Here is a 25,884-nt window from a genome sequence, read left to right as displayed (position 1 = left end):
TCCTGAATGGAGTCCCTCATGGACCGTCGCAATTTCCTGCGCCGATCGGTCGTGCAGACCGGCGCCCTGATCACCGCCTCCTCCGCCCTGGGCGGCCTCGCCGGCTGCATGGGCGGTGGCGACAACGGCAGCACCGTGCTGCCCCTGCCCCCCACCTTCCCAGGCAGCAACACCCCGCTGCCCGAGACCGCCTCCGCCAGCGGTGCCTACAAGTTCCCGCAGAGCGTGGCTTCGGGCGACCCCCGCAGCGACGGCGTGCTGCTGTGGGCCCGCGTGGTGCCGGCCGGCGCCGATGACATCACGCCGAGCAGCGTCGATGCCAACTTCAAGGTCCGCCTGCGCATCACCGCGGCCGACAACAGCGCCCTGCTGGGCAGCAACACCGCCCTGGCCGGCAGCCTTGACGCTGACCTGGAAGTGCCCGTCTACGCCTTCTACGACAACACCCTGCGCCACCGCATCAGCGGCCTGAAGCCGGCGACCACCTACTTCTACCAATTCCAGGCCGGCGACAGCCGCTCCAAGGTGGGCCGCTTCAAGACCGCCCCCGCGACCGATGCCGACATCGACAGCCTCAAGTTCGCCTTCACCACCTGCCAGGACTGGAGCGTGAACCACTGGGCCGGCATGGTCGAACTGGCCAAGGAGCCGGTGGACTTCATCGTGCACCTGGGCGACTACATCTACGAAGCCGTGGGTGCAGACTACCAAGCCGGTGCCGTCGAGCCCGCCCACACCGCACTGCTGCTGCCCAATGGCTCCGACCTGCCGGGCAAGGGCAAGTACGCCACCACCCTGGCCGACTACCGCTACCTCTACAAGCGCTACCGCAGCGACCCGCGCCTGCAGGCCGTGCACGAGCGCTTCGCCTTCGTGCCCATCTGGGACGACCACGAGTTCTCCGACGACTGCTGGCAGGACCGCGAGACCTACGACAACGGCACGTTCAACGCCGCCACCTCGGTGGGCGACAACACCGCCCAGACCTCGCGCCGCCGCTCGGCCAGCCAGGCCTGGTTCGAGTTCATGCCGGCCGACGTCAGCTTCACGCTGGACCCCGGCTACGGCATCAGCAACATCCGCATCTACCGCGAGCTCAAGTTCGGCAAGCTGATGCACCTGGTGATGACGGACCAGCGCCTTTACCGCGCCGACCACCTCATCCCCGAGGCCGCCCCCAGCCCGCTGACCGGCCAGGCCATCGGCTCCATCGGCGCCCGCTACATGGTGCCCGAGACCACGCTGAACGCCGTCGAGGCCGCCAAGCTGGCCGCCGGCAAGCAACTGCCCGACCCGCTGGGCCTGGTGAGCGTGCTGGGCGCCGCGCAGCGCCAGTGGTTCCTGCAGACCCTGACGGCTTCGACCTCGCAGTGGAAGATCTGGGGCAACGAGACCTCGCTGCTGAAGATGAGCGTGGATGGCGCAGCCCTGCCCACCGCCCCCGCAGCCTTCAAGCAGCGCTTCATCCTGAACGCCGACCAGTGGGACGGCTACAACGCCGAACGCCAGGCGCTGATGAAGCACATCGTGGACAACAAGATCGGCAATGTGGTGGCCGTCACCGGCGACATCCACGCCTTCTACGCCGGCCAGGTGATGGTCGACTACAAGGCCGCGACGCCGGTGCCCGCCATGGTGGACCTGGTCACCGCCGGCATGTCCTCCAACAGCTTCTTCAGCTACTTCCTGGGCGCCGCCAGCCAGCCGGGCTTCAGCGACCTCAAGCCCCTGGTGGCCACCAGCGAGGCCGAGGCCGAGGGCATCGCCATCAAGATGCTGTCCGTGGCCATCGCGCAGGCGGCCGGCGTCACCGACCTCAGCAACACGGCCGCCATCCAGGCTGCGGTGATGGGGGCCGTCGGTGCCGGCAAGATCCCGGCAGCGGCCGTGCAGCCGACGCCGGGCCTGTCCACGGCCATCATCAACACCTTCGACGAGACGCTGACCGGCGGCATGGGCGGCGTGATCGCCAACACCATCGCCATGCTGGCCGCGACCAGCCGCTCAGCAGCGGCGATGACGCTGTACGGCCTGATCCAGCAGAAGCTGGCCGCGGCGCTGGGCATCCCGCCCGCCGCCGTGCCCTCCAGCGAGATCGTCAAGCGCCTGAACCCGCTGGCCAACGCCACGACCGGCGCTGCCCCCGCCCTCAACAACCCCTGGATCAAGCATGCGGACACGGATGCCCAGGGCTATGCGGTGGTGAGCCTGTCCAAGACCGAGCTGGTCTGCCAGTTCAAGAAGGTCAAGCGCCTCGTCGGCGGCGCCGCCCCCACGGACGCCATCGCCAGCGTCAAGACCGTGCGCGTGCCCAGCGGCAGCGCCACGCTGACCGTGAGCTGAGTCCCCGCGACCCGCTCATGCAAGGGGCTGCCTTCGGGCAGCCCTTTTTCATGGCGGCGCGGGTACGCAAGCCGCAAGGCAAGACCTGACCCCGTCAGGCGCTCAGTAGGTGCTCAGTAGGCGCTGCGCTGCACGAAGGGTCGCGCCTGCAGCATCACCAGCCGCCCTTCGCCGTCGATGGCCCATTCGATGTCCTGCTCCGCGCCGCCCAGCTCGCGGCGGATGGCCAGGGCCAGGCGCGAGAGTGCCAGCACCTGCGCGTCCTGCAGGACGGCGGCCGAGGCCACGGCCACCTCCTTCAGGCCACCGGACTCGTCCAGGCGCAGCTCGGTGCTTTCCGCCGAGCTGGACAGCCGCTCGATCGCACCGCTGCGCTCGTCGTAGAGCGCCTGCTCGGCGATGCGCTTGCCCTCCACCACCTTGATGCCGATGCCGCGCTTGGCGGAGACATAGACCACGCCACTGCGCGTGGCATCGAAGGGATCGCGGGTGATCATCACGCCGGACATGCGCGAGTCCACGGCCTTCTGCACCAGGACCGCCATCTGCACCTGCTCATGGCGCAGGCCCGCCTGCCGCCGCGCCTCGAAGGCCTCGGCATTCCAGACCGAGGCCCAGACGGTCTTGACCGCGCGGGCCAGTTCGGCGCGCACATTGGGCACCGTGCTGTAGAGCCCGGCGCCACTGAAGTTGGCCAGGTCTTCAGAGTTGGAGGAGCTGCGCACGAAGACGCCGGCGCGGTCCAGCTGTTGCGCCCACTGCTGCTCCCATCGGGCCTCCAGGCCTGCGGGCAGGGGCATGGCGAGCAGGTCCTCGCGCAGGCTGGCCAGCACGGCACGGCGCTGGCCGGGGCTGCCCTCGAAGCCGCCTTCCGCGAGGGCGGCGGCCACGCGCGCCTTCACCGCCGGCTGGGCCATGAAGGCCGCATAGGCGCCGTAGGGAATGCAGAAGCCGTCCGGCACCGGCGCCGTGCCCGGCAGGCGGCCCTGCGACTGCAGCCAGTGCAGCTCGCCCAGACGCGCGGCCTTGCCGCCACAGGCGCTCATGTCCTTGAGCCGCATCTGCGCCAGGGGCAGGGGCTGCTGGCGGCGCAGGTCCGGCGCACTGAGCAGCCGGGCCTTGGCCTGGCGCGCCACCGGGCGCCAGCCGGCCGGAGCCTCGGTGCGAGGCTCGATCACATGGCTCCCGCGTCGCACGTCCAGCCACACCATCTGCCCGTCCAGGCCCTGCAGCTGGGTCCATGCATCTTTCAGGTACAGGTTGGGAATGCCCCAGCCCTTGGCCAGCAGATTGACGTGCGAAAGTGCCGTCGAAGGCGAGGCCAGGATCACGCCGGCCACCGGCGGCAGCGCCAGCGGGGCCTCGCGCAGCACGACGATGTCCTGCGGCGCCAGGTCGTCGACCTGCTCGATGTCCTCCACCAGGCGCAGGCGGCCGAAGGCACGCCCCGGGTTGTAGGCCAGCGCGCTGCGGCCGGCGATGAGCTGGGCCTGCGTCACCGCCTCGATGCCGGCCTCCTGCGCCACCTGCTCGTGCTGGGCGGCATTGGCCTTGAAGCGCAGGGGCGCGAAGCTCATGTCGCGAGCCAGCACCGCCTGCGCCGTGCGCAGCAGCTCGGGCGTCTGGCGGTCGCCCTCCCAGAATTCGTAGACAAAGCCCTTGAGCTGCGGCTGCCAGCTCACCATGCCCAGGATGAAGCGCCGCTGCGGCTGCTGGTAAAGCCGCGTGCGCACGCCGGGCTCCCAGCTGGTCACCAGATGGCGGGCCTTGAGGAAGTCCTCGTGCAGGGCATAGCGGCGCGTGTTGACGAAGTAGGCCTTGCCCTGCGCCGCCTGCCGGTCGATCACGAACAGCACATGCGGCTGCGCCTCTGGCGTGCCGGGGTCATAGACACGGGCCATGCGGTCGAAGCTGGCGCGGTCGGGCAGTTGCTCCAGGAAGGGCGCGGGGTCGGGCGCCAACGCCAGCTGAGGCCGACCGATGCGCTGGGCGACGAGGGCGGAGGGCTTGGATTCGGTCTGGGCGTGGGCGGCGCCCATGGCGGCCATGGCAGCGGCCAGAGGCAGGATGGCAAGACAAAGTCGAAACGACATGAGGCAGGAAGTTGCTGTGCTTGGAAGCAGTGCGGGCCGGCGAACGATCCACACCATGTTTACTTTGTGCACCCTCTAAATTAAAGAAAACGCATTTCCTTTAACTTACGAACAGGCTGAGGTAGCGATCAAAGACATAGACGCGCCCCTTCTGGCGCCCCGTGTTCTCGCGCAGGAGGCCCAGACGCTCGAATTCGCGGATCAAGACGTTGGCCGTTGGGGTGCTGATGCCCAGCTCCGCCACCAGCTGCCCGGCCGTGACCACAGGCTTGCGGTAGAGCAGGTGCAGCGCCTCGCGGGCGGTCGCACTTCGCTTGCCCAGGCTCATCACCTGCTGCTCGACTTCAGTGCGCAACTGCAGGACCGCCCGGAACACATCCCGTCCCTTGCGTGCGGTCTCGGCCACGCCGCTCAGGAAGAATCGCATCCAGTGGATGAGGTCATGGCTGGTCCGCACCCGCATCAGGGCGTCGTAGTAGCTGGCCCGGTTGCGCTCGAAGAAGTCTGAGAGGTACAGCGAGGGCTTGGCCAGGATGCCGCAGCTCACGAGGTACAGCGGAATCATCAGCCGCCCGATCCGCCCGTTGCCGTCCAGGAACGGGTGGATAGTCTCGAACTGGTAGTGCGCCAGCGCGATCCGCACCAGGTGCGGCACGGCCACCGCCTCGTTGTGAAGGAACTTCTCCAAATCGCCCATCAGCTCGGCCACGCCTTCATGATGTGGAGGGATGAAGGCGGCGTCCTGGAGGCTGGAGCCGCCGATCCAGTTCTGGCTGCTGCGGAACTCGCCCGGCTGCTTGTGCTCGCCGCGCACACCCTGCATCAGCGTGGCGTGCGTCTGCTTGAGCAGGCGATTGGACAGCGGCAGCTCGGCCAGTGCGGCGACGGCCGTGTTCACTGCGTCGATGTAGTTGTGCACCTCACGCCAGTCATCGCGCTTCTCGGGCAGCACCTGCTCCTCGGGCAGCAGGGCCTCGTCCATCTCGGTCTGCGTGCCCTCGATGCGGCTGGAGGTCTGCGCCTCCTTGACCACATGCATCTGGATGAAAAGATCGACGTCGGGAACGATCAGCGAAAAGGCGTTGAGCTCCCCCAGCGCCCGGTTCGCCTGCTCCAGCAGCACAGCGATGTGCGGGTCCTCCCACTGCCATTCACCGTTGATGGGCGTGGGTTCGAAGCTCTTGTACTGGTAGCGCGGCATCCATTGGCCGGCAACAAAGGTCTCGAATCTCATGCGGGGCGCGCTCCTGCCGCAGGGCGGGGGGATCATGCGATGCCAGCAGGCCGAACTGCAGCCGCGCTTGGGGGTGGCAGCATTGTCTGCGCAAAGCGAAGGCGCCGGCAGCACCGGCAGGGCGCGGCACCCCTCGCATGACGGGCAGCAGCCCCCTCACCGCTCGTTCTGCTTCGCCGCCGCCGCCGCTGCGGCCGCCTTCGCCGCCAGTTCCTCCCGCATGCGCTTGAGCTTCTCGCGCGGGTCTTCCTTGATGCCGGACTCGTGCAGGCGCATCTCGGCGATGAAGCGGCTGGGGATGCCCATCACCATCTCGCGGGCCTTCTTGCGCCGGCGCAGGGTGCTCACCGCCAGCGTGGTGCGGGCGCGGGTGATGCCCACGTACATGAGGCGGCGCTCTTCCTCCAGGCGCTGGGCGGTCATCTCCTCGTCGTCGGCCTTGAAGGGCAGCAGGCCCTCGTTGACGCCGGCCAGGAAGACATGCGGCCATTCCAGGCCCTTGGAGGCATGCAGGGTGGTCAGCACGACCTGGTCCTGCTCCTCGCCGCGCTCGGACAGCGAGAGGATCACGCTGATGGTCTGCGCCACCTGCAGCACGGTCTGCTTGGGTTCCTCGAAGGTGGTGCCGCCGTCCTGTGCCAGTTGGCCGCCGCAGCGCTTGGCCACCCAGTCCACGAAATCCAGGACGTTGTTCCAGCGGGCCGCCGCGGCTTTCTCGTTCTCGTCGTTGTCGTAGAGGTGCTGCTCGTAGCCGATGTCCTTGAGCCACTCCAGCATCAGCGTCTTGGCGTCCTCGGCGCCCTCGGTGTGGCGGGCGCGGTATTCCAGGTCGTTGAGGTAGCGGCCGAACTCGTGCAGGGAACCGATGGCCTTCTTGTTGAGCACGGTGGACAGCGAGTCCGAGAACAGGGCCTCGTACATGCTGATCTTCCACTTGCCGGCGAACTGGCTCAGCGCGCCGAGCGTGGTGTGGCCGATGCCGCGCTTGGGCGTGGTGACGGCGCGCAGGAAGGCAGGGTCGTCGTCCTGGTTGACCAAGAGGCGCAGCCAGGCGCAGAGGTCCTTGATCTCGCTCTTGTCGAAGAAGCTCTGGCCGCCGCTGACCTTGTAGGGGATCTCGGCCCGGCGCAGAGCCTGCTCGAAGATGCGCGCCTGGTGGTTGGCGCGGTAGAGGATGGCGAAGTCGGCGAACTTGACCTTGGCCCCGAGGCTGGCGCGGATGGCCTGGATGCGGGCCACGGCGCGCTCGGCCTCGTGCTCCTCGCCATCGGCCTCGACCAGGGCGATGGGCTCGCCGTCGCCGTACTCGCTCCACAGCTTCTTCTGGAAGAGCTTGGGATTGGTCTCGATGACGTTGTTGGCCGCGCGCAGGATGGCGCCTGTGGAGCGGTAGTTCTGCTCCAGGGGGATGATCTTGAGATTGGGGTAGTCGACGGGCAGGCGCTTGAGGTTCTCGATGGTGGCGCCGCGCCAGCCGTAGATGCTCTGGTCGTCGTCGCCCACGGCGGTGAACATGCCGCGCTCACCCACGATGGCCTTGAGCAGCTCGTACTGCACGGAGTTGGTGTCCTGGTATTCGTCCACCAGCACGTAGCGCAGGGTGTCCTGCCACTTGCCACGGGCCTCGGCGTCCTCGGTGAGCAGCTTCAGGGGCAGGCTGATGAGGTCATCGAAATCCACCGCCTGGTAGGCCGCCAGTCGCTCCTGGTAGCGGCCCATCACGACGGCGGCCACGCGCTCCTGCTCGTCCTTGGCGGCCTTGAGCGCCATCTCGGCGTTCAGGCCCATGTTCTTCCACAGCGAGATGGTCCACTGCCATTGCTTGGCCATATTGGCGTCGGTGGTGCCGCCGGCATCGCGCAGCACGCCCAGGACGTCGTCGCTGTCCAGGATGGAGAACTGTTCCTTCAGGCCCACCCGCGTGCCCTCCTCGCGCAGCAGGCGCACGCCCAGGGAGTGGAAGGTGGAGATGGCCAGATCCTTCGCTGCCCGCGCGCCCACCAGGCCCTTGGCCCGCTCACGCATTTCCTGGGCGGCCTTGTTTGTGAAGGTGATGGCGGCGATGTTCTTGGCCTGGTAGCCGGCCTGCAGCAGGCGGGCGATCTTGGTGGTGATCACGCGGGTCTTGCCCGAGCCCGCGCCAGCCACGACCAGGCAGGGCCCGTGCAGGTGGTGCACGGCTTCGAGCTGGGCGGGATTCAGGGTGGAGGTGGGATCGACGGACATGGCAGCAGGAGGCAGGTCCGGCGCCCTCGGCACCGGGCCGCGCATCATACAAGCCGGCCCTGACAGGCTCATCCCCCGTCATGACCATGGCTGACAGCCGCCACGGCCCTCCCTATGATCAGCCCACCAGAACAGGGAAGGATCCTCATGAAGGGATGCTGGCGGGTGTGGGTGACGGGCCTGTGCCTCGCGGGGGCGGCGTCGAGCTGCTCGGCGCAGGATATCCTGGCCGTGGGCACCAGCTTTCCCCGCCTGTTCATGCCCTTGGCCGGGAACCCGCCGGAAGGCCTGGCAGTGGACCTGCTTCAGGCCGTCGCCCAGCAGCGCGGCTGGCAGATCCGCTTCGAGCACTATCCCTGGTCGCGAGCCCAGGCCATGGTCGAGCACGGGCAGGCGCAGGTCCTCATCGGCCCCTACCGCACGCCCGAGCGTGAGCAGCGTTTCACCTTCGCGCCCTCGGCCTTCTACGAGGATCGCCTGGTGTTCTACGGCGGCCCCGCGGCGCGCACGATCTGGCAGGGTGACTACCGCGCCCTGGCCGGTCTGGAAATCGCCCAGGTGGCTGGCTGGGCCTATGGCGAAGCCTTTGAGCAAGCCCGCCCCCTGCTGCGCCTGACCACCGTGCGCGATGTGGAGACCGGCCTGCGCATGCTGCGCACCGGCCGCGTCACCCTGCTGGCCACGAACGAGCGCAACACGCAGCCGGTGCTCGCCAGCCTGGGCCTGCCGCTGCTTGGGCCGGTAGACGGGCCCGCCATCGGGCAGTTGCGCGGGCATTTCGCCTGCTCCCGACAGCCGCCAGGGCCGGCCCTGTGCGAAGCGCTGGAACAATCCCTGCAGCTGCTGCGGCGCAGCGGCGAGTGGCCCCGGCTCAACCAGAAATGGGGGGTTGGGCTGCCTGAGCCCGAAGGTGCCCGCAGCGCACTCGGCCGAGCGCCGGGCAAGGCCTTCATCCCTTGAACAGTGGCGACGTGCGCACCCCAGAACCGGGCCCAGCCCGGCCATGGTCTCAGTTGCGGAGGTGGCTCACCGCCCACAGCGCCAGGCCCAACACGCCCAGCGCCCCCGCCAAGATGCTCGGCAGCAGCCACTGACGCCAGGGCGGCCGCGGCGGCGTCTTCTTGCGGCTGGGCTTGATGCGCGGCATGGACAGCGTGGGCGTGGGCGGCAACGGCGCGGGCACCTCGCCGGCCAACCAGGCACGGACGTCGTCCGCCAGGGCCTTGGCCGAGGTGTAGCGCTCCATCATGTTCGAGGCGGTGGACTTGCTCAGCATGGCGTCCAGGGCCTGGCGTTCGCCCAGGCTCAGGCTGACCCAGGCGGCCAGCGAATGCACCGGGGCCCCCAGGTGGCCGACGATGAGGCTGTCACTGCCCGGCAGCCGGCCATTGACCAGCAGGCACATGAGCATGCCTACCGCATAGGCCTCGCTGGCCAGGTGGGGAGGCTGACCATCCAGCTGCTCTGGGGCCAGCAGGGGGATGGCGGCCGAGCTGTAGCCGAAATCGCCCGGGCCCTCGACGGCCATCATCGGTGCCAGGCCCTGGCCCATCAGGCGCAGGCGCTGCTGGGGCGAGAGCCACAAGGTGCCGGGGTCCAGCTCGCGCAGGACCTGACCGTGTTCGTGCAACACCTCCAGGAGGTCACAGAGATCGCAGATGAGTTCCAGACGCTTGCGCAGCGGCAGCTCGGCGGCCGCGGGAAGCAGGGGCGTGCCCTCCATCCAGCGCAGCACCACATAGGGCAGGCCGTCGGCGGTAAGGCCGCTGTCCTGGGGCAGGGAGATGTCCAGGTGCTGCAGGCTCTGCAAGCCCGGCTGCTCCTCGGCGAAGCGCAGCAGCACCAGCGCGGCATCGGCAGACTGCTCATAGACCAGCACGGCCACCTGCTGCTCCGGTGCCATGGAGTGCTCGCCCCGGTACCAGTGGCCAGAGGCGCAAACCTGGATGTCCTCGACGATGCGCCAGACGCCCAGGCGCTCGCCCACCGGCAGCACATGCAGGGGTGAGTCGAGATCGGGGGGCGCGGTGGCCGGCCCTTCGGGCAGCGGAGCGTTCATACGGATTGCAGGCGTAAATGTAAGCGCCGACGCCGGTTCGCGCCCCCCCCCTTTTCAGCTGGATACAAGCCCGTATTGCGATACTCGCGCCTCATGCAAGCCGTCATCGCCGTCACCGTGCCCTTTTTCGCCCTGGTGCTTTGCGGCTATCTGGCCGCACGCCAGGGGCTGCTGGCGGAAAGCGCCATCCCGGGTCTCAACACCTTCGTGCTCTTCTTCGCCCTGCCCTGCATGCTGTTCCGCTTCGGCGCGAGCACCCCGCTGCTGGAGCTGCTGAGCCCTGCCGTGCTGGTGGTGTATCTGGCCTCGGCTCTGCTCATCGTGGGCGTGACCCTGTTCCTGACGCTGGACGACGTCACCCACCTCAAGGATGCCTCCTTCGGCGCCCTGGTCGCTGCCTTCCCCAACACCGGCTTCATGGGCGTGCCGCTGCTGGTGGCGCTGATGGGGCAGGCTGCTGCTGCGCCGGTGATCTGCACCATCCTGGCCGACCTCATCGTCACCAGCTCCCTGTGCATCGCCCTGGCCCGGGCGCACGATGCCGGCGGCAGCCACTGGCGCGTGGCCCTGGGGCAGGCGCTCAAGGGGGCGCTGTCCAATCCCCTGCCCTGGGCCATCGCGCTGGGCGCGCTGAGCTCGGTCAGCGGCTACGCCTTGCCGCCCATGCTCATGACCGTGGTCAGGATGCTGGGCGACGCCGCCTCGCCGGTGGCCCTGTTCACCATCGGCGCGGTGTTGTGGCGCGCCGGCCAGCATGCCCACACCCGGACGCCGCCGGAACGCTACCTGCCCGTCGCCCTCATCAAGCTTTTCGGCCATCCGACCCTGGTGCTGCTGCTGGGCGCCACCGCGGTCAGGATGGGCCTGGACCTCAGCCCCTTCCAGCTGCACGTGCTGGTGCTGGCCGCGGCCCTGCCCAGCGCCAGCAACGTCTCCCTGCTGGCCGAGCGCTACGGGGCGGACAACGGCCGCATCGCCCGCATCATCATGGCCTCCACCGTGATCGCCTTCTTCAGCTTCAGCGGCCTGGCCACCTGGCTGGTGCCGCAGCCATGAGCGTGACCATGGGAACGTCCGTGGGCACGGTCGTCAGCCGCCTGCGCTATCGTGCGCGGCATCCGATCCCGCGCCGGCCTCCGGGCCCCGCCGCCATGCGCCTACTTGCCACCGTCCTGCCCAGCCTGCTGATTGCCTGCACCCTGCTTCCCGCGAACGCTTCGGCGGCCGGCTACCAGCAGCCCTCGGCCGCCGTGCGCGAGCTGCTGGACACCGCCCCCCTGCCGCGCCTGCTGCCCTCGCCAGACCGCCAGCAGCTGGCCCTGATCGAGACGCGCCGCTTCTCCACCATCGAGGATCTGCAGCGCCCCACCCTGCACCTGGCCGGCACCCGATTCGATGCCGGCAGCGGTGTTGCGCCAGGCCTGCCCGCCATCCAGCGCCTGCGCCTGCGCGCCCTGCTGCAGCCGGATGCACCGGAGCGCGTGGTCGAGCTGCCTGCGGGCGGCCTGTGGCATGACTTCACCTGGGCGCCGGATGGCCAGCGCTTCCTGATCGAACGCCGCATGGAGCGCGCCAACGAGCTGTGGGTGGGCGACACCGCCAGCGCCACCGTGCGCCCCATCCAGGGCCTGCGGCTCAACGAGGTACTGGCCCAGGGCGAGAAGGCCTGGCTCAACCCGCGCGAGCTGGTCGTGCTGAGCGTCCCCGACCACCGCGGCCCGCCGCCGCGCCTGCCGCCACAGCCCGTCAGCGAGGAAAGCCGCGGCCTGGCTTCGCCCGAGCGCACCCATCCGGACCTGCTGCGCAGCCCACAGGACGAGGCCCTCTTCGAGCACCACGCCCGCTCGGTGCTGACCTGGGTGGACCTCGCCAGCGGTGCCAGCCGCGACCTGGGCCCCGCCCAGCTCTACAGCAGCGTCAGCAGCGTGGGCGAGGGCCAGTACCTGCTGACCGAGCGCATCAGCCGCCCCTTCAGCTACCGCCTGCCCTGGGATGATTTCCCGACCATCGTCGAGGTGCGCCAGCGCGACGGCAAGCTGGTCCGTGAGCTGGCGCGCATGCCCCTCAAGAGCGGCGTAACCATCGACGGCGTGCTGCCCGGGCCGCGCGTGTTCTACGCCTCGCCGACCCGGGACGCGGCCGTCTACTGGATCGAGGCCCTGGACGGCGGCAACCCGGCGCAGCGCGTGGCCTTCCGCGACCGCCTCATGCGCCTGGACCCACCCTTCACCGGCGAGGCCCTGGAGGTGCAGCGCATGCCGCACCGCTTCTCGCGCCTGCAGTTCCTGGACGACGGCCAGAACGCCCTGCTGACCGAGGTCGACCGCCAGCGTGCCTGGCAGCGCAGCTACCTGCTGCCGCTCAAGGGCACGCAGAGCAAGCCCCTGTTCGAGTTCAGCCAGCGCGAGCGCTTCCGCCACCCCGGCAGCCCCCTGATGCGCATGCTGCCCAACGGCCATCTGGTCGTGCAGACCCTCAATGGCGACCTCCTGCTGAGCGGCCCCGGCGCCAGTCCCAGGGGCGACCGCCCCTTCCTGGACCGTTTCTCGCTGCGGGACCTCAGCGCGCAGCGCCTGTTCCAGTCCCCCGAGGGCAGTTACGAGACGCCCCTGGCCGTGCTGGATGGCGGCCGGCAATTGCTGCTGAACCGCGAGAGCGCCGGCGAGCCGCCCAACCTCGCTTTGCGCGAACTGGCCTCCGGCAACAGCCTGCAGCCCCTGACGCGCCTGAAGGACAACACGCCGCAGCTGCGCAGGATCCGCCGCGAGTTCGTCAGCTTCAAGCGCGCCGACGGCGTGGACATGTCCTTCTGGATGTACCTGCCGCCCGACTACAAGGAAGGCGAACGCCGCCCCACCCTGGTCTGGGCCTATCCGCTGGAGTACAGCGACGCCTCCATTGCCAGCCAGGTCAGCGGTGCCAGCAACCGCTTCCTGAGCTTCAACGGCATCAGCCCCCTGGCCTTGCTGCTGGACGGCTTCGTGGTGCTCTACGACGCCCACATGCCCATCGTGGGCGACCTCAAGACGGTCAACGACGGCTTCATCGAGCAGATCACCATGAACGCCCGCGCCATCATCGACAAGGCCGATGACTTGGGCGTGTCCGACCCGAAGCGCATGGCCGTGGGCGGCCACAGCTACGGCGCCTTCATGGCCGTCAACCTGCTGGCCCACACCGACCTCTTCAAGGCCGGCATCGCCCGCAGCGGGGCCTACAACCGCACGCTGACACCCTTCGGCTTCCAGAGCGAGCGCCGCTCCATCTGGGACGCCAGGGAGGTCTACCTCAACCTCTCGCCCCTGCTCTACGCACCGCAGATCAAGGAGCCCCTGCTGCTGCTTCACGGCGAGCAGGACGGCAATGCGGGCACGCCGCCGCTGCAGAGCGAGCGGCTTTACCACGCCCTGTCCGGCCTGGGCGGCACGGTGCGCCTCACGATGCTGCCGCTGGAGTCCCACGGCTATGGCGCACGCGAGTCCGCCGGCCATGTGCAGTGGGAGATGAGCCGCTGGCTCAAGACCTGGCTGGGCGACCCGCGCGACAGCCGGGAGCCGCGCGAGGGTCGGGCCTCGGCGCCGCGCTGAGAGCACGGCAGGCGGGCCTCAGATCGCCAGCGGGTCGACGTCGATGGCCCAGCGCAGCACGCCGCGGTGCTCGCGCTTGAGGGCCTGCAGCTGGGGCAGCCAGTGCCACAGCAGACGCTGCAGGACCGAGCGCTGGCCGCATTCGATGAGCATCTGGAAGCGCTCCACATCGGCCACGCGGGCCACGCTCATGGGCACCGGCGGGTAGATCAGGGCTTGCTGCGCATCGGGCAGCGCCTGGGCCAGCGCGGCCGCCGCATCGAGGAAGGCTTGCGCGCCCTCGGCCGTGCGCGCCTCGGCCCGCATCAGCGCCAGGTGCGAGAAGGGCGGCAGCGCGGCGGACTCGCGCTCGGCGAGCTGGCTGGCCGCAAAAAACTCGTAGTCATGCCGCTGCAGGGCCAGGTAGAGGGCGTGCTGCGGGTGCCAGGTCTGCACCCACATCTCGCTGCGCGCAGCCACCTCGGCGTCACGCCCCGCGCGGCCGGCGGCCTGCATCAGCAGCGCGAAGAGCCGCTCGGGTGCGCGGAAATCGCTGGAAAAGAGCGCGCCGTCCGGGTTCACCGCGGCCACCAGCGTGATGCGGCGGAAGTCGTGACCCTTGGTGATCATCTGCGTGCCGACGAGGATGTCCACCTCGCCCGCATGCACGGCGCCGAGCTGCTCTTCCAGCTGACCCTTGTGCCTGGTGGAATCCGCATCGATGCGTGCCACGCGCGCGCCGGGCAGGCTTTCAGCCAGCTGCTCCTCCAGGCGCTCGGTGCCTCGGCCCAGGGGCGCGATGTCCAGGTTGCCGCAGGTCGGGCAGGCCAAGGGGACGCGCTCGGCAAAGCCACAGTGATGGCAGCGCAGGCTGCGGTCGCCTTTGTGAAAGACGCGCCAGGCGCTGCAATGCGGGCAGTCGCTCTTCCAGTTGCACTCGCCGCAATGCAGCACGGGGGCGTAGCCGCGGCGGTTGAGAAAGACCAGGCTCTGCTCGCCGCGCGCGAGGCGCTGGCGCAGAGCCTCCAGCAGCGGCGCGGTCAGGGCGGTGGTCACGCCCTTGGTGCGGGCCAGGGTGTTCATGTCGAAGATGCGCACCCGCGGCATGGCGCCACCGCCGATGCGCTGGGGCATCACCAGGCGCTGGTAGCGGCCGGTGTTGGCGTGCTGCCAGCTCTCCAGCGAGGGTGTCGCCGAGCCCAGGATCACCGGCACCTTTTCCAGCCGTGCGCGGTAGACCGCCAGGTCGCGGGCCGAGTAGCGGGCGCCGTCCTGCTGCTTGTAGCTGGGGTCGTGCTCCTCGTCGACGGCGATCAGGCCCAGGCGCGGCAGCGAGGCGAAGACCGCCAGCCGCGTCCCCAGGATCAGCTCCGCCTGCCCCAGATGGGCGGCCAGCCAGTTCTGCAGGCGCTGAGCAGGCGTGAGGCCGCTGTGCAGGGACACGATGCGCCGCCCGGCGAAACGCTCGGCGAAACGGGCTTCCAGTTGCGGCGTCAGGTTGATCTCCGGCACCAGCACCAGCACCTGCCGCCCCTGGGCCAGGGCCTGCTCAGCGGCGCGCAGGTAGACCTCGGTCTTGCCACTGCCGGTCACGCCGTAGAGCAGGACGGGCGTGGGCGCGGCCGCCTCGGGAGGCGCCTGCAGCATGCTGTCCAACTGCGCCAGCGCGGCCTGCTGCGCCTCGCTGAGCACGGGCATCAGCGGCGGCGCCGTGGGCGCCGGCGGCGCAGGCAGCTTGGCCAGCTTCTTGAGCTTGGCCTGCAACTGCTTGGCCGTGACCTCGCGCAGCTGCGGTGGCAGCACCGACAGCGCCAGTTCGCCAATGGCGCGCTGGTAGTACTGCGCGGCAAACTCGACCAGGCGGCGCCAGGAGGCCGAGAGCGGCGGCAAGGCGTCCAGCACCTCGCCCACCTCGCGCAGCGCCTCGTCAGGCAAGATCTGGCCCCCGGGAGTCAGGTCTTGCCTCTGGGGCTCGTCCCAGACCAGGCCCAGCAGTTCCCGCTTGCCCAGGGGCACCTGCAGCAGGGTGCCCGGTGGCCAGGCCTGCGGGGCGCGGTAGCTCAGCGGCTCGCTGAGGCCGCTGTGCTGCGGCGCATCCACGGCCACCAGGAGGCGGTGTAGCGCCAAGGGCCCGTCAGCCGTGCTCAAGGTACGCCTCCAGCGGCCGTGCGGCCGCCCAGGCGAGGGCCGGGCCCAGGCCCCGTACATCCCGTCGCACTTGCCACCGTTTCTGCATGTCTGCCCTCGAAATCTTCGCTAACTGCTTGATTCGTCCTGGCTCTTCGCACCTGCCGCCACCAGCCTGTGGATAACTTTGTGCAAAAGAAGCGGCGCGTGCGGCTCCCACTGGCTGTTGACGCGGCCTGCTGCGTCGCGTCATTCCCGCCAGATTCGCGCTGCGAACTGTTTCCCGCCAATAAAATCAAGCACTTACACGACAATCGTGGAAACCCCGAGATGCGCCGCAGCAATTGCCACAAGCTGAAACGCATCTCCTCTTTTTGGGGATAAGTGTCTACTTACTGTGCAGAGTTCACGGCGCTCAGTGTTGCCATTCACCTGCAGGGGACAGCCGACGTTCCGGCATTGCGCCGGCCTTGGACCGGGCGGCTCAGCCCGCCGCAACCCACCCTTCTTGCGCAGCGCTGCGCGTTCAGGCCTGGCGCAGGCGGCGCGAGTGCTGATGGACTTCATCGACCAGATGCAACACATGCTCCGGCGGGGTGAACTGGCTGATGCCGTGGCCGAGGTTGAAGACGTGCCCGCCCCAGCCGCCATCAGGCCGCTGCGGACGGCCAAAGCTGTCCAGCACACGGCGCACCTGGGCACGGATGGCCTCAGGCGGCGCGAACAGCACGTTGGGATCCAGATTGCCTTGCAGGGCGACGCGGTCCTGCACCTGGGCGCGAGCCTTGGCCAGATTGGCCGTCCAGTCCAGGCCGACCACGTCGGCACCGGCTTCGGCGATCTCGTCCAGCCACAGGGCGCCGCCTTTGGTGAAGAGGATTCGCGGGATGCGTTGGCCCTCGTGTTCGGTCTTGACCTGGGCCAGCACCCGGCGCGAATAGGCCAGGCTGAATTCCTGGAACATGCCGTCCGCCAGAACGCCGCCCCAGGAGTCAAAGACCATCACGGCCTGCGCGCCCGCTTCGATCTGGGTGTTGAGGTACTGGGCTACGGCATCGGCATTGACCTGCAGGATGCGGTGCATCAGGTCCGGGCGGCTGTACATCAGCGCCTTGACCTGGCAGTAGTCGTCCGAGCCACCGCCTTCGACCATGTAACAGGCCAGGGTCCAGGGGCTGCCCGAGAAGCCGATCAGGGGCACGCGGCCGTTGAGCGCCTTGCGGATGGAGCTGACGGCGTCGAAGACGTAGCGCAGCTTGTCCATGTCTGGCACGGCCAGCGCGGCCACGGCGGCCTCATCACGCACGACCTTGGCGAACTTGGGGCCCTCGCCCTGCTGGAAGGACAGGCCCAGGCCCATGGCATCGGGCACGGTGAGGATGTCGCTGAAGAGGATGGCGGCATCCAGGGGATAGCGCTCCAGGGGCTGCAGCGTGACCTCGGTAGCGTAGTCCGTGTTGGTGGCCAGGCCCATGAAGCTGCCGGCCTGGGCGCGGGTGTCGCGGTACTCGGGCAGGTAGCGGCCAGCCTGGCGCATCAGCCAGACGGGCGTGTAGTCGGTGGGCTGGCGCAAGCAGGCGCGCAGGAAGGTGTCGTTTTGCAGGGGAGCGCTCATGGGCGGGCATTATCGGCGGCTTGAGCCAGGTCATGCCGGGGCTGGATCAAGAAGACGCGAGCCGGTGTGCTCTCAGCCCAGGCGCAGGCTCTGCATACCGCTCCAGACCTCGCCCGGCTGCAGCGCCACCGGCCGCTCGATGGCGGCGGCTTCGATGCACAGGAACTGCTGGTAGCCCTCGGCCGGCATGTCGGCCAGCTGCGCGCACTTGGCGGCGCCCGGGTTCCAGACCACGGTGTCCTCAAAGCCCTGCTGCTGGAGGTCCAGGGCGCGCCGTTGCGGACCAGATTCGTCGATCAGCTGCAGCGGCGTCTTCACCTGGTAGTAGATCCGGTCCAGGTCCTCGCAGCCGGGGCTGCCGGGCAGGACCAGGTCGCTGCGCTGCAACTGCTCGGCGTTCTTCACCTGGTCCCAGTAGTGCAGGCCGGCCAGGCCGCGCAGGCTGGTGGCGTCCAGGGCGCCGGTGCGCAGATAGGTGTGCAGGGCGGCGGTGAAGTCGAAGGCGGTGTCGCCGGTGTTCTCGACGGCCAGCTCGATGTCCAGGCTCTGGTCACTGACTCGCACCGACAGCTCGGCCGAGAAGGCATGCGGCCAGACCATGCGCGTGGCGGCGTCGTCGGTGAGCTGCAGCACGGCGAGGGCGTCATCGGCGCCCTGCTCGGCCTGCAGCAACTGCCAGGGCTTGGTGCGGGCGAAGCCATGGCGCATCAGCGGGCCGCGCGCGCTGAACTGCGGAAAGATCAGCGGCACGCCACCGCGGATGGCCTGGCCTGTGGCGAAGGCGCTGCGGGGCGAGAGGTACAGCTGCTCCTCCCCACCCGCGGGGATCCAGGAAGTCAGGTGCGCGCCATGCAGCAGCAGGACCGCGCGGGCGCCATCGGGCGCGACGAGTTCCAGGGCTTCGAGGCCGTGGTGGCGGGTCAGGGCGATGGGCGTTGGCATGGCGGAAACCTGTGGATGGCGTGGGACGCTGCGGAGCGCCGGAGCGCTTCAGCTGAAATCGGCTGAAATCGGGCGAGGGAAAAGACAACGCCCGCCGGACTTGCGTCGGCGGGCGCCGGTAGAGAACCGCCGTTCAGCAACCCGCAGGCTCGCTGAAGGCGGCGGGCCTCACTTCTTGCGGAACTTGCGCAGGGCGGCGATCTGGGCGGCCATGGCTGCGAATTCGCCTTGTGCCTTGGCGAAGTCGATGTCGCTCTTGGCGTTCTTCATCGCTTCCTCGGCCAGCTTCTTGGCCTCGGTGGCCTTGGCTTCGTCCAGGTCCTTGCCGCGGATGGCGGTGTCAGCCAGCACGGTCACGCGGTTCGGCTGCACTTCCAGAATGCCACCGGCCACGAACACGAACTCTTCCTGGCCGTTGTCAGCACGCTGGATGCGCACCGCGCCGGGCTTGATGCGGGTGATCAGCGGCGTGTGCTGCGGCAGGATGCCCAGCTCACCACCTTCACCCGGCAACGCGACGAACTTGGCCTCGCCCGAGAAGATGCTCTCCTCGGCGGACACCACGTCAACATGAATGGTTGCCATGTTCAATCTTTCTAGCGTTGAAGTTGAAGTAAGTCTGCTTCCCGGTCTTCATCACGAGTAAGAAGCTGCAGGAAGCGAGCAGACGGCGCGCTGGCTAGGCGCCACGCACAGCCAGACTGCGAGTCCGGCGAGCACGGCAACGACGCCAGCGCGTCGTATGCGAAGTCTTACTGCAGCTTCTTCGCTTTTTCGAAGGCTTCGTCGATGGTCCCGACCATGTAGAACGCCTGCTCCGGCAGGTGATCGCACTCGCCAGCCACAATCATCTTGAAGCCGCGGATGGTTTCCTTCAGGGGCACGTACTTGCCGGGCGAGCCGGTGAACACTTCGGCCACGTGGAAGGGCTGCGACAGGAAACGCTGGATCTTGCGAGCGCGGGCCACGGCCAGCTTGTCTTCGGGAGACAGCTCGTCCATGCCCAGGATCGCGATGATGTCGCGCAGTTCCTTGTAGCGCTGCAGCACTTGCTGGACGGCGCGGGTGGTCGTGTAGTGCTCTTCGCCGACCACGTTCGGGTCCACTTGACGCGAGGTCGAGTCCAGCGGATCCACGGCGGGGTAGATACCCAGGGCGGCGATGTCACGCGACAGCACGACGGTGGCGTCCAAGTGGGCGAAGGTCGTGGCGGGGGACGGGTCGGTCAAGTCATCGGCAGGCACGTACACGGCCTGGATGGAGGTGATCGAACCGACCTTGGTCGAGGTGATGCGCTCCTGCAGACGGCCCATTTCCTCGGCCAGCGTCGGCTGGTAGCCCACGGCGGAAGGCATGCGGCCCAGCAGTGCGGACACTTCGGTACCGGCCAGGGTGTAGCGGTAGATGTTGTCCACGAAGAACAGCACGTCACGGCCTTCGTCACGGAAGGACTCGGCGATGGTCAGGCCGGTCAGGGCCACGCGCAGACGGTTGCCCGGGGGCTCGTTCATCTGGCCGTAGACCATGGACACCTTGGACTCGCCCAGGTTCTCCAGGTTCACGACGCCCGAATCGGCCATCTCGTGATAGAAGTCGTTGCCCTCACGGGTACGCTCGCCCACACCAGCGAACACCGACAGGCCCGAGTGAGCCTTGGCGATGTTGTTGATGAGCTCCATCATGTTCACGGTCTTGCCCACGCCGGCGCCACCGAACAGACCCACCTTGCCGCCCTTGGCGAACGGGCAGATCAGGTCGATCACCTTGATGCCGGTTTCCAGCAGGTCCTGCGAGGGGCTCAGCTCGTCGTACGAGGGAGCGGCACGGTGGATCGAAGCGGTCAGCTCCGAGGACACCTCACCACGCTCGTCGATGGGGTTGCCCAGCACGTCCATGATGCGACCCAGGGTGGCCTTGCCCACCGGCACCTTGATGGTGTCGCCGGTGTTGTAGACCTCGGTGCCGCGGCGCAGGCCGTCGGACGAACCCAGGGCGATGGTACGCACCACGCCGTCGCCCAGCTGCTGCTGAACTTCCAGCGTCAGGGCGGAACCTTCCATCTTCAAGGCGTCGTACACCTTGGGCATCTGGTCACGCGGGAATTCCACGTCCACCACGGCGCCGATGCACTGAACGATCTTGCCCACTGATTGAGTGTTAGCCATTTTTTCGTTCCTTCAATTCCAAAACTTTTGCTGCTGCGTCTGCTGCGATCAGCCCACGGCGGCGGCGCCGCTGACGATCTCGCTCAGCTCCTTCGTGATCGCGGCCTGGCGGGTCTTGTTGTAGACCAGCTTCAGCTCACCGATCAGGGTGCCTGCGTTGTCAGTGGCGGCCTTCATGGCCACCATGCGCGCCGATTGCTCGGACGCCATGTTCTCGGCGACGGCCTGGTAGACCAGGGCCTCGGTGTAGCGCACCAGCAGCTCGTCGATGACGGTGGCGGCGTCGGGCTCGTAGAGGTAGTCCCAGCTGTGCGAGGCCTGGTCCGTCTGCATGTCCTCAGCCGACAGGGGCAGCAGTTGCTGCACCACCGGCTCCTGCTTCATCGTGTTGATGAAGCGGGTGTAGCAGAGGTAGACGGCGGACAGCTCGCCGACGGCGTACTTGTCCAGCAGCACCTTGACGGGGCCGATCAGCTTCTCGACGTGCGGCTGGTCGCCCAGCTGCGTGGCATGGGCCACGACCTTGGCGCCGATGCGGTTCATGAAGCCCAGGCCCTTGTTGCCGATGGCAACGACCTCGGCCTTCTGACCCGCGGACTCGATGTCCTTCAGCTTGGTGGTGACCGCACGCAACAGATTGGTGTTCAAGCCGCCGCACAGACCCTTGTCCGTCGTGACCACCACGAAACCGGCCGACTTCGCCTGGTCATTCCTGACCATGAAGGCGTGCTGGTACTCGGGGTTGGCCTTGGACAGATTGGCAGCGATGTTGCCGATCTTGTCGCTGTAGGGACGGGCCGCACGCATCCGGTCCTGCGCCTTGCGCATCTTGGATGCCGCGACCATCTCCATGGCCTTGGTGATCTTCTTGGTGTTCTCGACCGACTTGATCTTGCCGCGAATTTCCTTGCCTGCTGCCATGATTTCTCCTGTTAGGGCCGGGTGCTCACCGAGGTTCGCACCCGGTCATGGTTGCTTAGGCGAAGGACTTCTTGAACGTCGTGATGGCGGCGTTCAGCTCGGCTTCTGCGTCCTTGTCCATGGCCTTGTCGGCTTCCAGCTTGGCCAGCAGAGCGGCGTGGCTGGTCTTCAGGAACTGGTGCAGACCGTGTTCGAAGGCCAGGACCTTCTTCACTTCCAGGCTGTCCATGAAGCCCTTGTTCACCGCGTACAGCGTGGCAGCCATCAGGCTGATGCTCAGCGGCGAGTACTGGGCCTGCTTCAGCAGCTCGGTCACGCGGGCGCCGCGGTCCAGCTGCTTGCGGGTCGCTTCGTCCAGGTCGGAGGCGAACTGCGCGAAGGCAGCCAGCTCACGGTACTGGGCCAGGTCGGTACGGATACCGCCGGACAGCGACTTGATCAGCTTGGTCTGGGCAGCACCACCCACGCGCGACACCGAGATACCGGCGTTGATGGCGGGGCGGATACCTGCGTTGAACAGGTTGGTTTCCAGGAAGATCTGACCGTCGGTGATCGAGATCACGTTGGTCGGAACGAAGGCGGACACGTCACCGGCCTGGGTTTCGATGATGGGGAGAGCGGTCAGCGAACCGGTCTTGCCCTTCACTTCACCCTTGGTGAACGCTTCCACGTAGTCGGCGTTCACGCGAGCGGCGCGTTCCAGCAGACGGCTGTGGAGATAGAACACGTCGCCGGGGAACGCTTCGCGGCCCGGGGGGCGGCGCAGCAGCAGCGACACTTGGCGGTAGGCCACGGCCTGCTTGGACAGATCGTCGTAAACGATCAGGGCGTCCTGGCCACGGTCACGGAAGTACTCGCCCATCGTGCAGCCGGAGTAGGCCGACACGTACTGCATGGCAGCGGATTCAGACGCCGAGGCAGCCACGACGATGGTGTATTCCATCGCGCCAGCCTGTTCCAGAGCACGCACCACGTTCTTGATCGACGAAGCCTTCTGGCCGATCGCGACGTAGACGCAGGTCATGTTCTGACCCTTCTGGTTGATGATGGCGTCGATGGCCACGGCGGTCTTGCCGGTCTGGCGGTCGCCGATGATCAGCTCGCGCTGGCCACGGCCGACGGGCACCATCGAGTCAATGGACTTCAGGCCGGTCTGCACCGGCTGGTCCACGGACTTGCGGGCGATCACGCCGGGAGCGACCTTCTCGATCACGTCCGTCATCTTGGCGTTGATCGGGCCCTTGCCGTCGATGGGCTGGCCCAGGGCGTTCACCACGCGGCCGATCAGCTCGGGGCCGACGGGCACTTCCAGGATGCGGCCCGTGCACTTCACGGTGTCGCCTTCGGAGATGTGCTCGTAGCCACCCAGGATCACGGCGCCGACGGAGTCGCGCTCGAGGTTCAGGGCCAGGCCGACGGAGGGTTGGCCGCTGGCGTCAGCCGGGAACTCCAGCATTTCGCCTTGCATCACGTCGGACAGGCCGTGGATGCGCACGATGCCGTCGGACACGGACACCACGGTGCCCTGGTTACGGACGTCCGTCGTGCTGCCCAGGCCCTCGATGCGGCTCTTGATCAGTTCGGAAATTTCAGCAGGATTCAGTTGCATTGCTTGCTCCCATCTGGTCGGGCGTCTGTTGCCAGAGCGCGGGTGACACAGGGATGAATCGGATAAGGTGTCTTCGCGCTGGTGCTTAAGCGGTGAGCGCCACTTTCATGCGGTCCAGGCGGGCCTTGACGGAGGTGTCGAGCACCTCATCGCCAACCACCACCCGGATACCGCCGATGAGAGCGGGCTCCAGCTGAACATGGGCTTCGAGCTTGCGACCGAAGCGCTTTTCCAGCGTCGCGACCACGTCCGCCAACTGGGCCGGCTCGATCGGATAGGCACTGAAGATCTGCGCATCGGCGACGCCGGCAGCTGCATTGGCAAGCGCGTGGAACTGCTCCACGACTGCCGGCAGGGCCGAGAGGCGGCCGTTGTCGATCACCGCGCGCAGGAAGTTCTGCAGCTCCGGTGCCAGGGTCTGCTTGGCGGCGGCCGTCATGATGACGAACACCTGCTCGGCGGTGACCTTGGGGTTGTCGGCGAACGAGCGCAGGTCAGCATCCTGTGCGACCAGGGCCAGCGCATCAAGCGCCTGACCCCAGGCCTTCACATCGTGCTTCTTCGCGACCTGATAGAGCGCCTCAGCGTAGGGGCGTGCAATGGTGGCGAGCTCAGCCATGATTACAGCTCCGTCTTCAGACGGCCCAGCAATTCGGCGTGCACGCTGGCATTGACCTCGCGCTGCAGAATTTGCTCGGCGCCCTTCACGGCCAGCACGGCGACCTGCTCGCGCAGGGCCTCGCGGGCACGGGTGGCCTGCTGCTCGGCTTCCGCCTTGGCAGCGGCCACGATCTTGGCGCCTTCTTCTTCAGCACGCTTCTTGGCCTCGTCCACGATGGCAGCGGCGCGCTTTTCAGCGTCAGCCAGCAGCTTGGTGGTCTCGTTGCGCGCAATGGCCCGTTGCTCATCGGCCGCCTTGTTGGCGGTGGCCAGCTCAGCCTTGGCCTTGTCGGCGGCAGCCAGACCCTCGCGGATCTTGCCTGCACGCTCGTCCAGGGCCTTGGTGATCGGCGGCCAGATGAAGCGCATCGTGACGAACACGAGCACTGCGAACGGGATCCACTGAATGAAAAGGCTTGCGTTGATATTCACGGCACGATCCTTTCAGTCGTGAAAGGTTTCGAGCGGATTAGCGCAGGACGAAGGGGTTTGCGAAGGCGAACAGCAGAGCGATAGCGACGCCGATCAGGAAGGCAGCGTCGATCAGGCCGGCCAGAATGAACATCTTGGTTTGCAGTTCGTTCATCAGCTCGGGCTGGCGAGCGGAGGACTCCAGGAACTTGCCACCCATCAGCGCGATGCCGATGGAAGCGCCGATAGCGCCCAGACCAACGATGATGCCGCAAGCCAGTGCCACGAGGCCGAGGATGTTTTCCATTTTGTGCTCCTGAAGAGGTTAGAAAAGAAAGAAAGGAAACGAGAAAGAAAGAGGTGCCCGACTGAAGGTCTTCAATCAGTGCGCGTCATGGGCCTGGCCGATGTAGATCAGCGTCAGCATCATGAAGATGAAGGCCTGCAGCACGATCACGAGGATGTGGAACAGGGTCCAGACGGTGCCGGCAATGACATGGCCGATGGCCAGGCCGATGCCCGTGCCCGTCAGCGCCCAGCCGCCACCCATCAGGGCGATCAGCATGAACACGAGTTCGCCGGCGAACATGTTCCCGAACAGACGCATGCCGTGGGACACGGTCTTGGCCAGGAACTCGATCATCTGCATGGCGAAGTTGAAGGGCCACAGCGCGGGGTGAGCGCCAAAGGGTGCGGAGATCAGCTCGTGCCCCCAGCCGCCCAGGCCCTTGATCTTGATGTTGTAGAACAGGCAGAGCATGAGCACGAAGGTGGACATGCTCAGCGTGGTCGACAGGTCGGCCGTGGGCACGACGCGCATGTAGGCGTGGTGCGGGTCATGGCCGGTGGAGGCGACGTACTCACCCCACATCCAGGGCAGCATGTCGACCGGCAGCATGTCCATGGCATTCATGAAGAAGATCCACACGAACACGGTCAGGGCGACGGGGCCCACGAGCTTGCGGCTCTTCTCGTTGTGGATCACGCCCTTGGCCTGGTTGTCCACCATCTCGACCAGGATCTCGACGGCAGCCTGGAAGCGGCCCGGCACGCCGGAGGTCGCCTTGCGGGCAGCACGCCACAGGAAAAAGACGGCCAGGAAGCCCAGCACGACGGAATAGATCAGCGAGTCCAGGTTGAAGACGCTGAAATCGACGATGCCTTGCTGCTTCTGGTCCACCAGAGCAAAGTTCTTCTGCCAGTGCTGCAAGTGGTGAGTGATGTACTCACCTGCGGTCGGCGCGTGTCCTTCTGCTGCCATGTTCAGGGTTCCGTCTAATTTTTGTTTCGGCCCCACCGAAGCAGGACCAGCCAATAAACCTTGAGGCACACGACCATGGTCAGCAGCAGAGCCGGCCAACGCAGGTCAGGCACCCCTTTGATCACCGCCAACAGGATGACGGCGACCAAGAGAATCTTGATCAGCTCCCAGACCATCAGGGAGAGCAATGCAGCTCCCGCCATCGTGGCCGGGCGCCGGGTCGTCCCCCATGCCATCAAGGCATTGGGACCGACCACGGCCAAGGCGCCGAACAGCGCCGACAGTCCATGGCGGGCCGACCCGAATAGGGTCCACAGCACCACCATCAGCACCGCCGCCACCCCCTGGAACAAGACCACACGCCAGGGCGACGTCGCTCGGTGCCGGGCCCGCCAGGCTGCCGCCTCTTCAGGCGTCAGGGGCTCACGGGCCTTGAAATCTTCCTCGCCGTCTTCATTCCATGGATCAGGGCGCACGCCGGTAGGCACGGCAGGAGCCTGCGGCGTGGACTGCTGCGCAGCAGGGGTCGCTGCATGGGTCGCTGAGGCTTTGTCGGCCTTGGCGGCGTCATGCGGTTCGGAGCTCACGGATCCTTGGGGGTCGATCGGCAAAACCCAAAGATTATATGTGGTTTCCCCTTACAGGCACTTAA

At 67.5% G+C, this 25,884-nt stretch carries 20 protein-coding genes; 4 read left to right on the top strand and 16 right to left on the bottom strand.

Annotated features, from left to right (window positions below; translation table 11 throughout):
- Nucleotides 1-18: 18 nt before the first annotated feature.
- Nucleotides 19-2,343, top strand: a complete 2,325-nt coding sequence (locus tag ACS5PK_RS02810) for an alkaline phosphatase D family protein (protein ID WP_439438761.1) — start codon at nt 19-21, stop codon at nt 2,341-2,343.
- Nucleotides 2,344-2,456: 113 nt separating this feature from the next.
- Here the strand turns inward: ACS5PK_RS02810 and ACS5PK_RS02805 are convergent, their stop codons facing one another.
- From ACS5PK_RS02805 to ACS5PK_RS02795, 3 genes are all read right to left on the bottom strand, one after another.
- Nucleotides 2,457-4,436 carry a PEP/pyruvate-binding domain-containing protein gene (locus ACS5PK_RS02805; protein ID WP_439438760.1) on the bottom strand — a complete coding sequence of 660 codons (1,980 nt, stop codon included), beginning with the start codon at nt 4,434-4,436 and terminating at the stop codon, nt 2,457-2,459.
- A 100-nt stretch (nt 4,437-4,536) separates the two neighbouring features.
- A complete protein-coding gene (locus tag ACS5PK_RS02800; RefSeq protein WP_439438759.1) occupies nt 4,537-5,670 on the bottom strand; it encodes a Fic family protein in 1,134 nt (377 codons plus the stop codon).
- Between the two features lie 156 nt (nt 5,671-5,826).
- Entirely contained in the window at nt 5,827-7,896 is a 2,070-nt protein-coding gene (locus tag ACS5PK_RS02795; RefSeq protein ID WP_439438758.1) for a UvrD-helicase domain-containing protein, read from the bottom strand.
- Between the two features lie 147 nt (nt 7,897-8,043).
- On the opposite strand from ACS5PK_RS02795, the gene ACS5PK_RS02790 reads away from it, so the two are divergent.
- The gene (locus ACS5PK_RS02790) at nt 8,044-8,856 is read left to right on the top strand and encodes a substrate-binding periplasmic protein (protein WP_439438757.1); all 813 of its coding nucleotides are present in this window, start codon (nt 8,044-8,046) and stop codon (nt 8,854-8,856) included.
- A gap of 49 nt (nt 8,857-8,905) precedes the next feature.
- Here ACS5PK_RS02790 and ACS5PK_RS02785 read toward each other — a convergent pair whose 3' ends face one another.
- Nucleotides 8,906-9,955, bottom strand: coding sequence for a hypothetical protein (locus tag ACS5PK_RS02785; RefSeq protein WP_439438756.1), 1,050 nt, complete (start codon nt 9,953-9,955; stop codon nt 8,906-8,908).
- A 93-nt stretch (nt 9,956-10,048) separates the two neighbouring features.
- Here ACS5PK_RS02785 and ACS5PK_RS02780 point away from each other — a divergent pair, with 93 nt between their 5' ends.
- On the top strand, nt 10,049-11,011 hold the full coding sequence (locus tag ACS5PK_RS02780; RefSeq protein WP_439438755.1) for an AEC family transporter: 963 nt from the start codon (nt 10,049-10,051) through the stop codon (nt 11,009-11,011).
- An 8-nt stretch (nt 11,012-11,019) separates the two neighbouring features.
- Nucleotides 11,020-13,542 (top strand): alpha/beta hydrolase family protein, encoded by a 2,523-nt coding sequence (locus ACS5PK_RS02775; protein ID WP_439438754.1) that lies wholly within the window; start codon nt 11,020-11,022, stop codon nt 13,540-13,542.
- A gap of 18 nt (nt 13,543-13,560) precedes the next feature.
- Here the strand turns inward: ACS5PK_RS02775 and ACS5PK_RS02770 are convergent, their stop codons facing one another.
- The 12 genes from ACS5PK_RS02770 to ACS5PK_RS02715 form a co-directional block, all read right to left on the bottom strand.
- The gene (locus tag ACS5PK_RS02770) at nt 13,561-15,729 is read right to left on the bottom strand and encodes a primosomal protein N' (RefSeq protein WP_439438753.1); all 2,169 of its coding nucleotides are present in this window, start codon (nt 15,727-15,729) and stop codon (nt 13,561-13,563) included.
- 445 nt (nt 15,730-16,174) lie between these two features.
- Nucleotides 16,175-17,263: a uroporphyrinogen decarboxylase gene (gene hemE / locus ACS5PK_RS02765; protein WP_439438752.1), complete on the bottom strand. Its 1,089-nt coding sequence runs from the start codon at nt 17,261-17,263 to the stop codon at nt 16,175-16,177.
- A gap of 72 nt (nt 17,264-17,335) precedes the next feature.
- Nucleotides 17,336-18,205: a D-hexose-6-phosphate mutarotase gene (locus ACS5PK_RS02760; RefSeq protein WP_439438751.1), complete on the bottom strand. Its 870-nt coding sequence runs from the start codon at nt 18,203-18,205 to the stop codon at nt 17,336-17,338.
- 168 nt (nt 18,206-18,373) lie between these two features.
- Nucleotides 18,374-18,790 carry a F0F1 ATP synthase subunit epsilon gene (locus ACS5PK_RS02755; RefSeq protein WP_347605046.1) on the bottom strand — a complete coding sequence of 139 codons (417 nt, stop codon included), beginning with the start codon at nt 18,788-18,790 and terminating at the stop codon, nt 18,374-18,376.
- 167 nt (nt 18,791-18,957) lie between these two features.
- Entirely contained in the window at nt 18,958-20,370 is a 1,413-nt protein-coding gene (atpD, locus tag ACS5PK_RS02750) for a F0F1 ATP synthase subunit beta (protein ID WP_439438750.1), read from the bottom strand.
- Between the two features lie 48 nt (nt 20,371-20,418).
- The gene (gene atpG / locus ACS5PK_RS02745; RefSeq protein WP_439438749.1) at nt 20,419-21,291 is read right to left on the bottom strand and encodes a F0F1 ATP synthase subunit gamma; all 873 of its coding nucleotides are present in this window, start codon (nt 21,289-21,291) and stop codon (nt 20,419-20,421) included.
- Between the two features lie 55 nt (nt 21,292-21,346).
- Nucleotides 21,347-22,900, bottom strand: coding sequence for a F0F1 ATP synthase subunit alpha (atpA, locus tag ACS5PK_RS02740; protein WP_439438748.1), 1,554 nt, complete (start codon nt 22,898-22,900; stop codon nt 21,347-21,349).
- Nucleotides 22,901-22,985: 85 nt separating this feature from the next.
- The gene (locus ACS5PK_RS02735; RefSeq protein WP_183105860.1) at nt 22,986-23,519 is read right to left on the bottom strand and encodes a F0F1 ATP synthase subunit delta; all 534 of its coding nucleotides are present in this window, start codon (nt 23,517-23,519) and stop codon (nt 22,986-22,988) included.
- A 2-nt stretch (nt 23,520-23,521) separates the two neighbouring features.
- Complete coding sequence (locus ACS5PK_RS02730) at nt 23,522-23,992, bottom strand: F0F1 ATP synthase subunit B (RefSeq protein ID WP_439438747.1); 471 nt, start codon at nt 23,990-23,992, stop codon at nt 23,522-23,524.
- 37 nt (nt 23,993-24,029) lie between these two features.
- A complete protein-coding gene (gene atpE, locus ACS5PK_RS02725) occupies nt 24,030-24,278 on the bottom strand; it encodes a F0F1 ATP synthase subunit C (RefSeq protein ID WP_058933479.1) in 249 nt (82 codons plus the stop codon).
- Between the two features lie 75 nt (nt 24,279-24,353).
- A complete protein-coding gene (atpB, locus tag ACS5PK_RS02720; protein WP_439438746.1) occupies nt 24,354-25,232 on the bottom strand; it encodes a F0F1 ATP synthase subunit A in 879 nt (292 codons plus the stop codon).
- A 14-nt stretch (nt 25,233-25,246) separates the two neighbouring features.
- Nucleotides 25,247-25,720 carry an ATP synthase subunit I gene (locus tag ACS5PK_RS02715; protein WP_439438745.1) on the bottom strand — a complete coding sequence of 158 codons (474 nt, stop codon included), beginning with the start codon at nt 25,718-25,720 and terminating at the stop codon, nt 25,247-25,249.
- Nucleotides 25,721-25,884: the final 164 nt, after the last annotated feature.

The sequence above is a fragment of the Roseateles sp. DB2 genome (assembly GCF_051857535.1).
Lineage (GTDB): Bacteria > Pseudomonadota > Gammaproteobacteria > Burkholderiales > Burkholderiaceae_C > Roseateles_B.
Note: the sequence above shows the minus strand (reverse complement) of the source record. Positions and strands in the feature narration are given on the sequence as shown.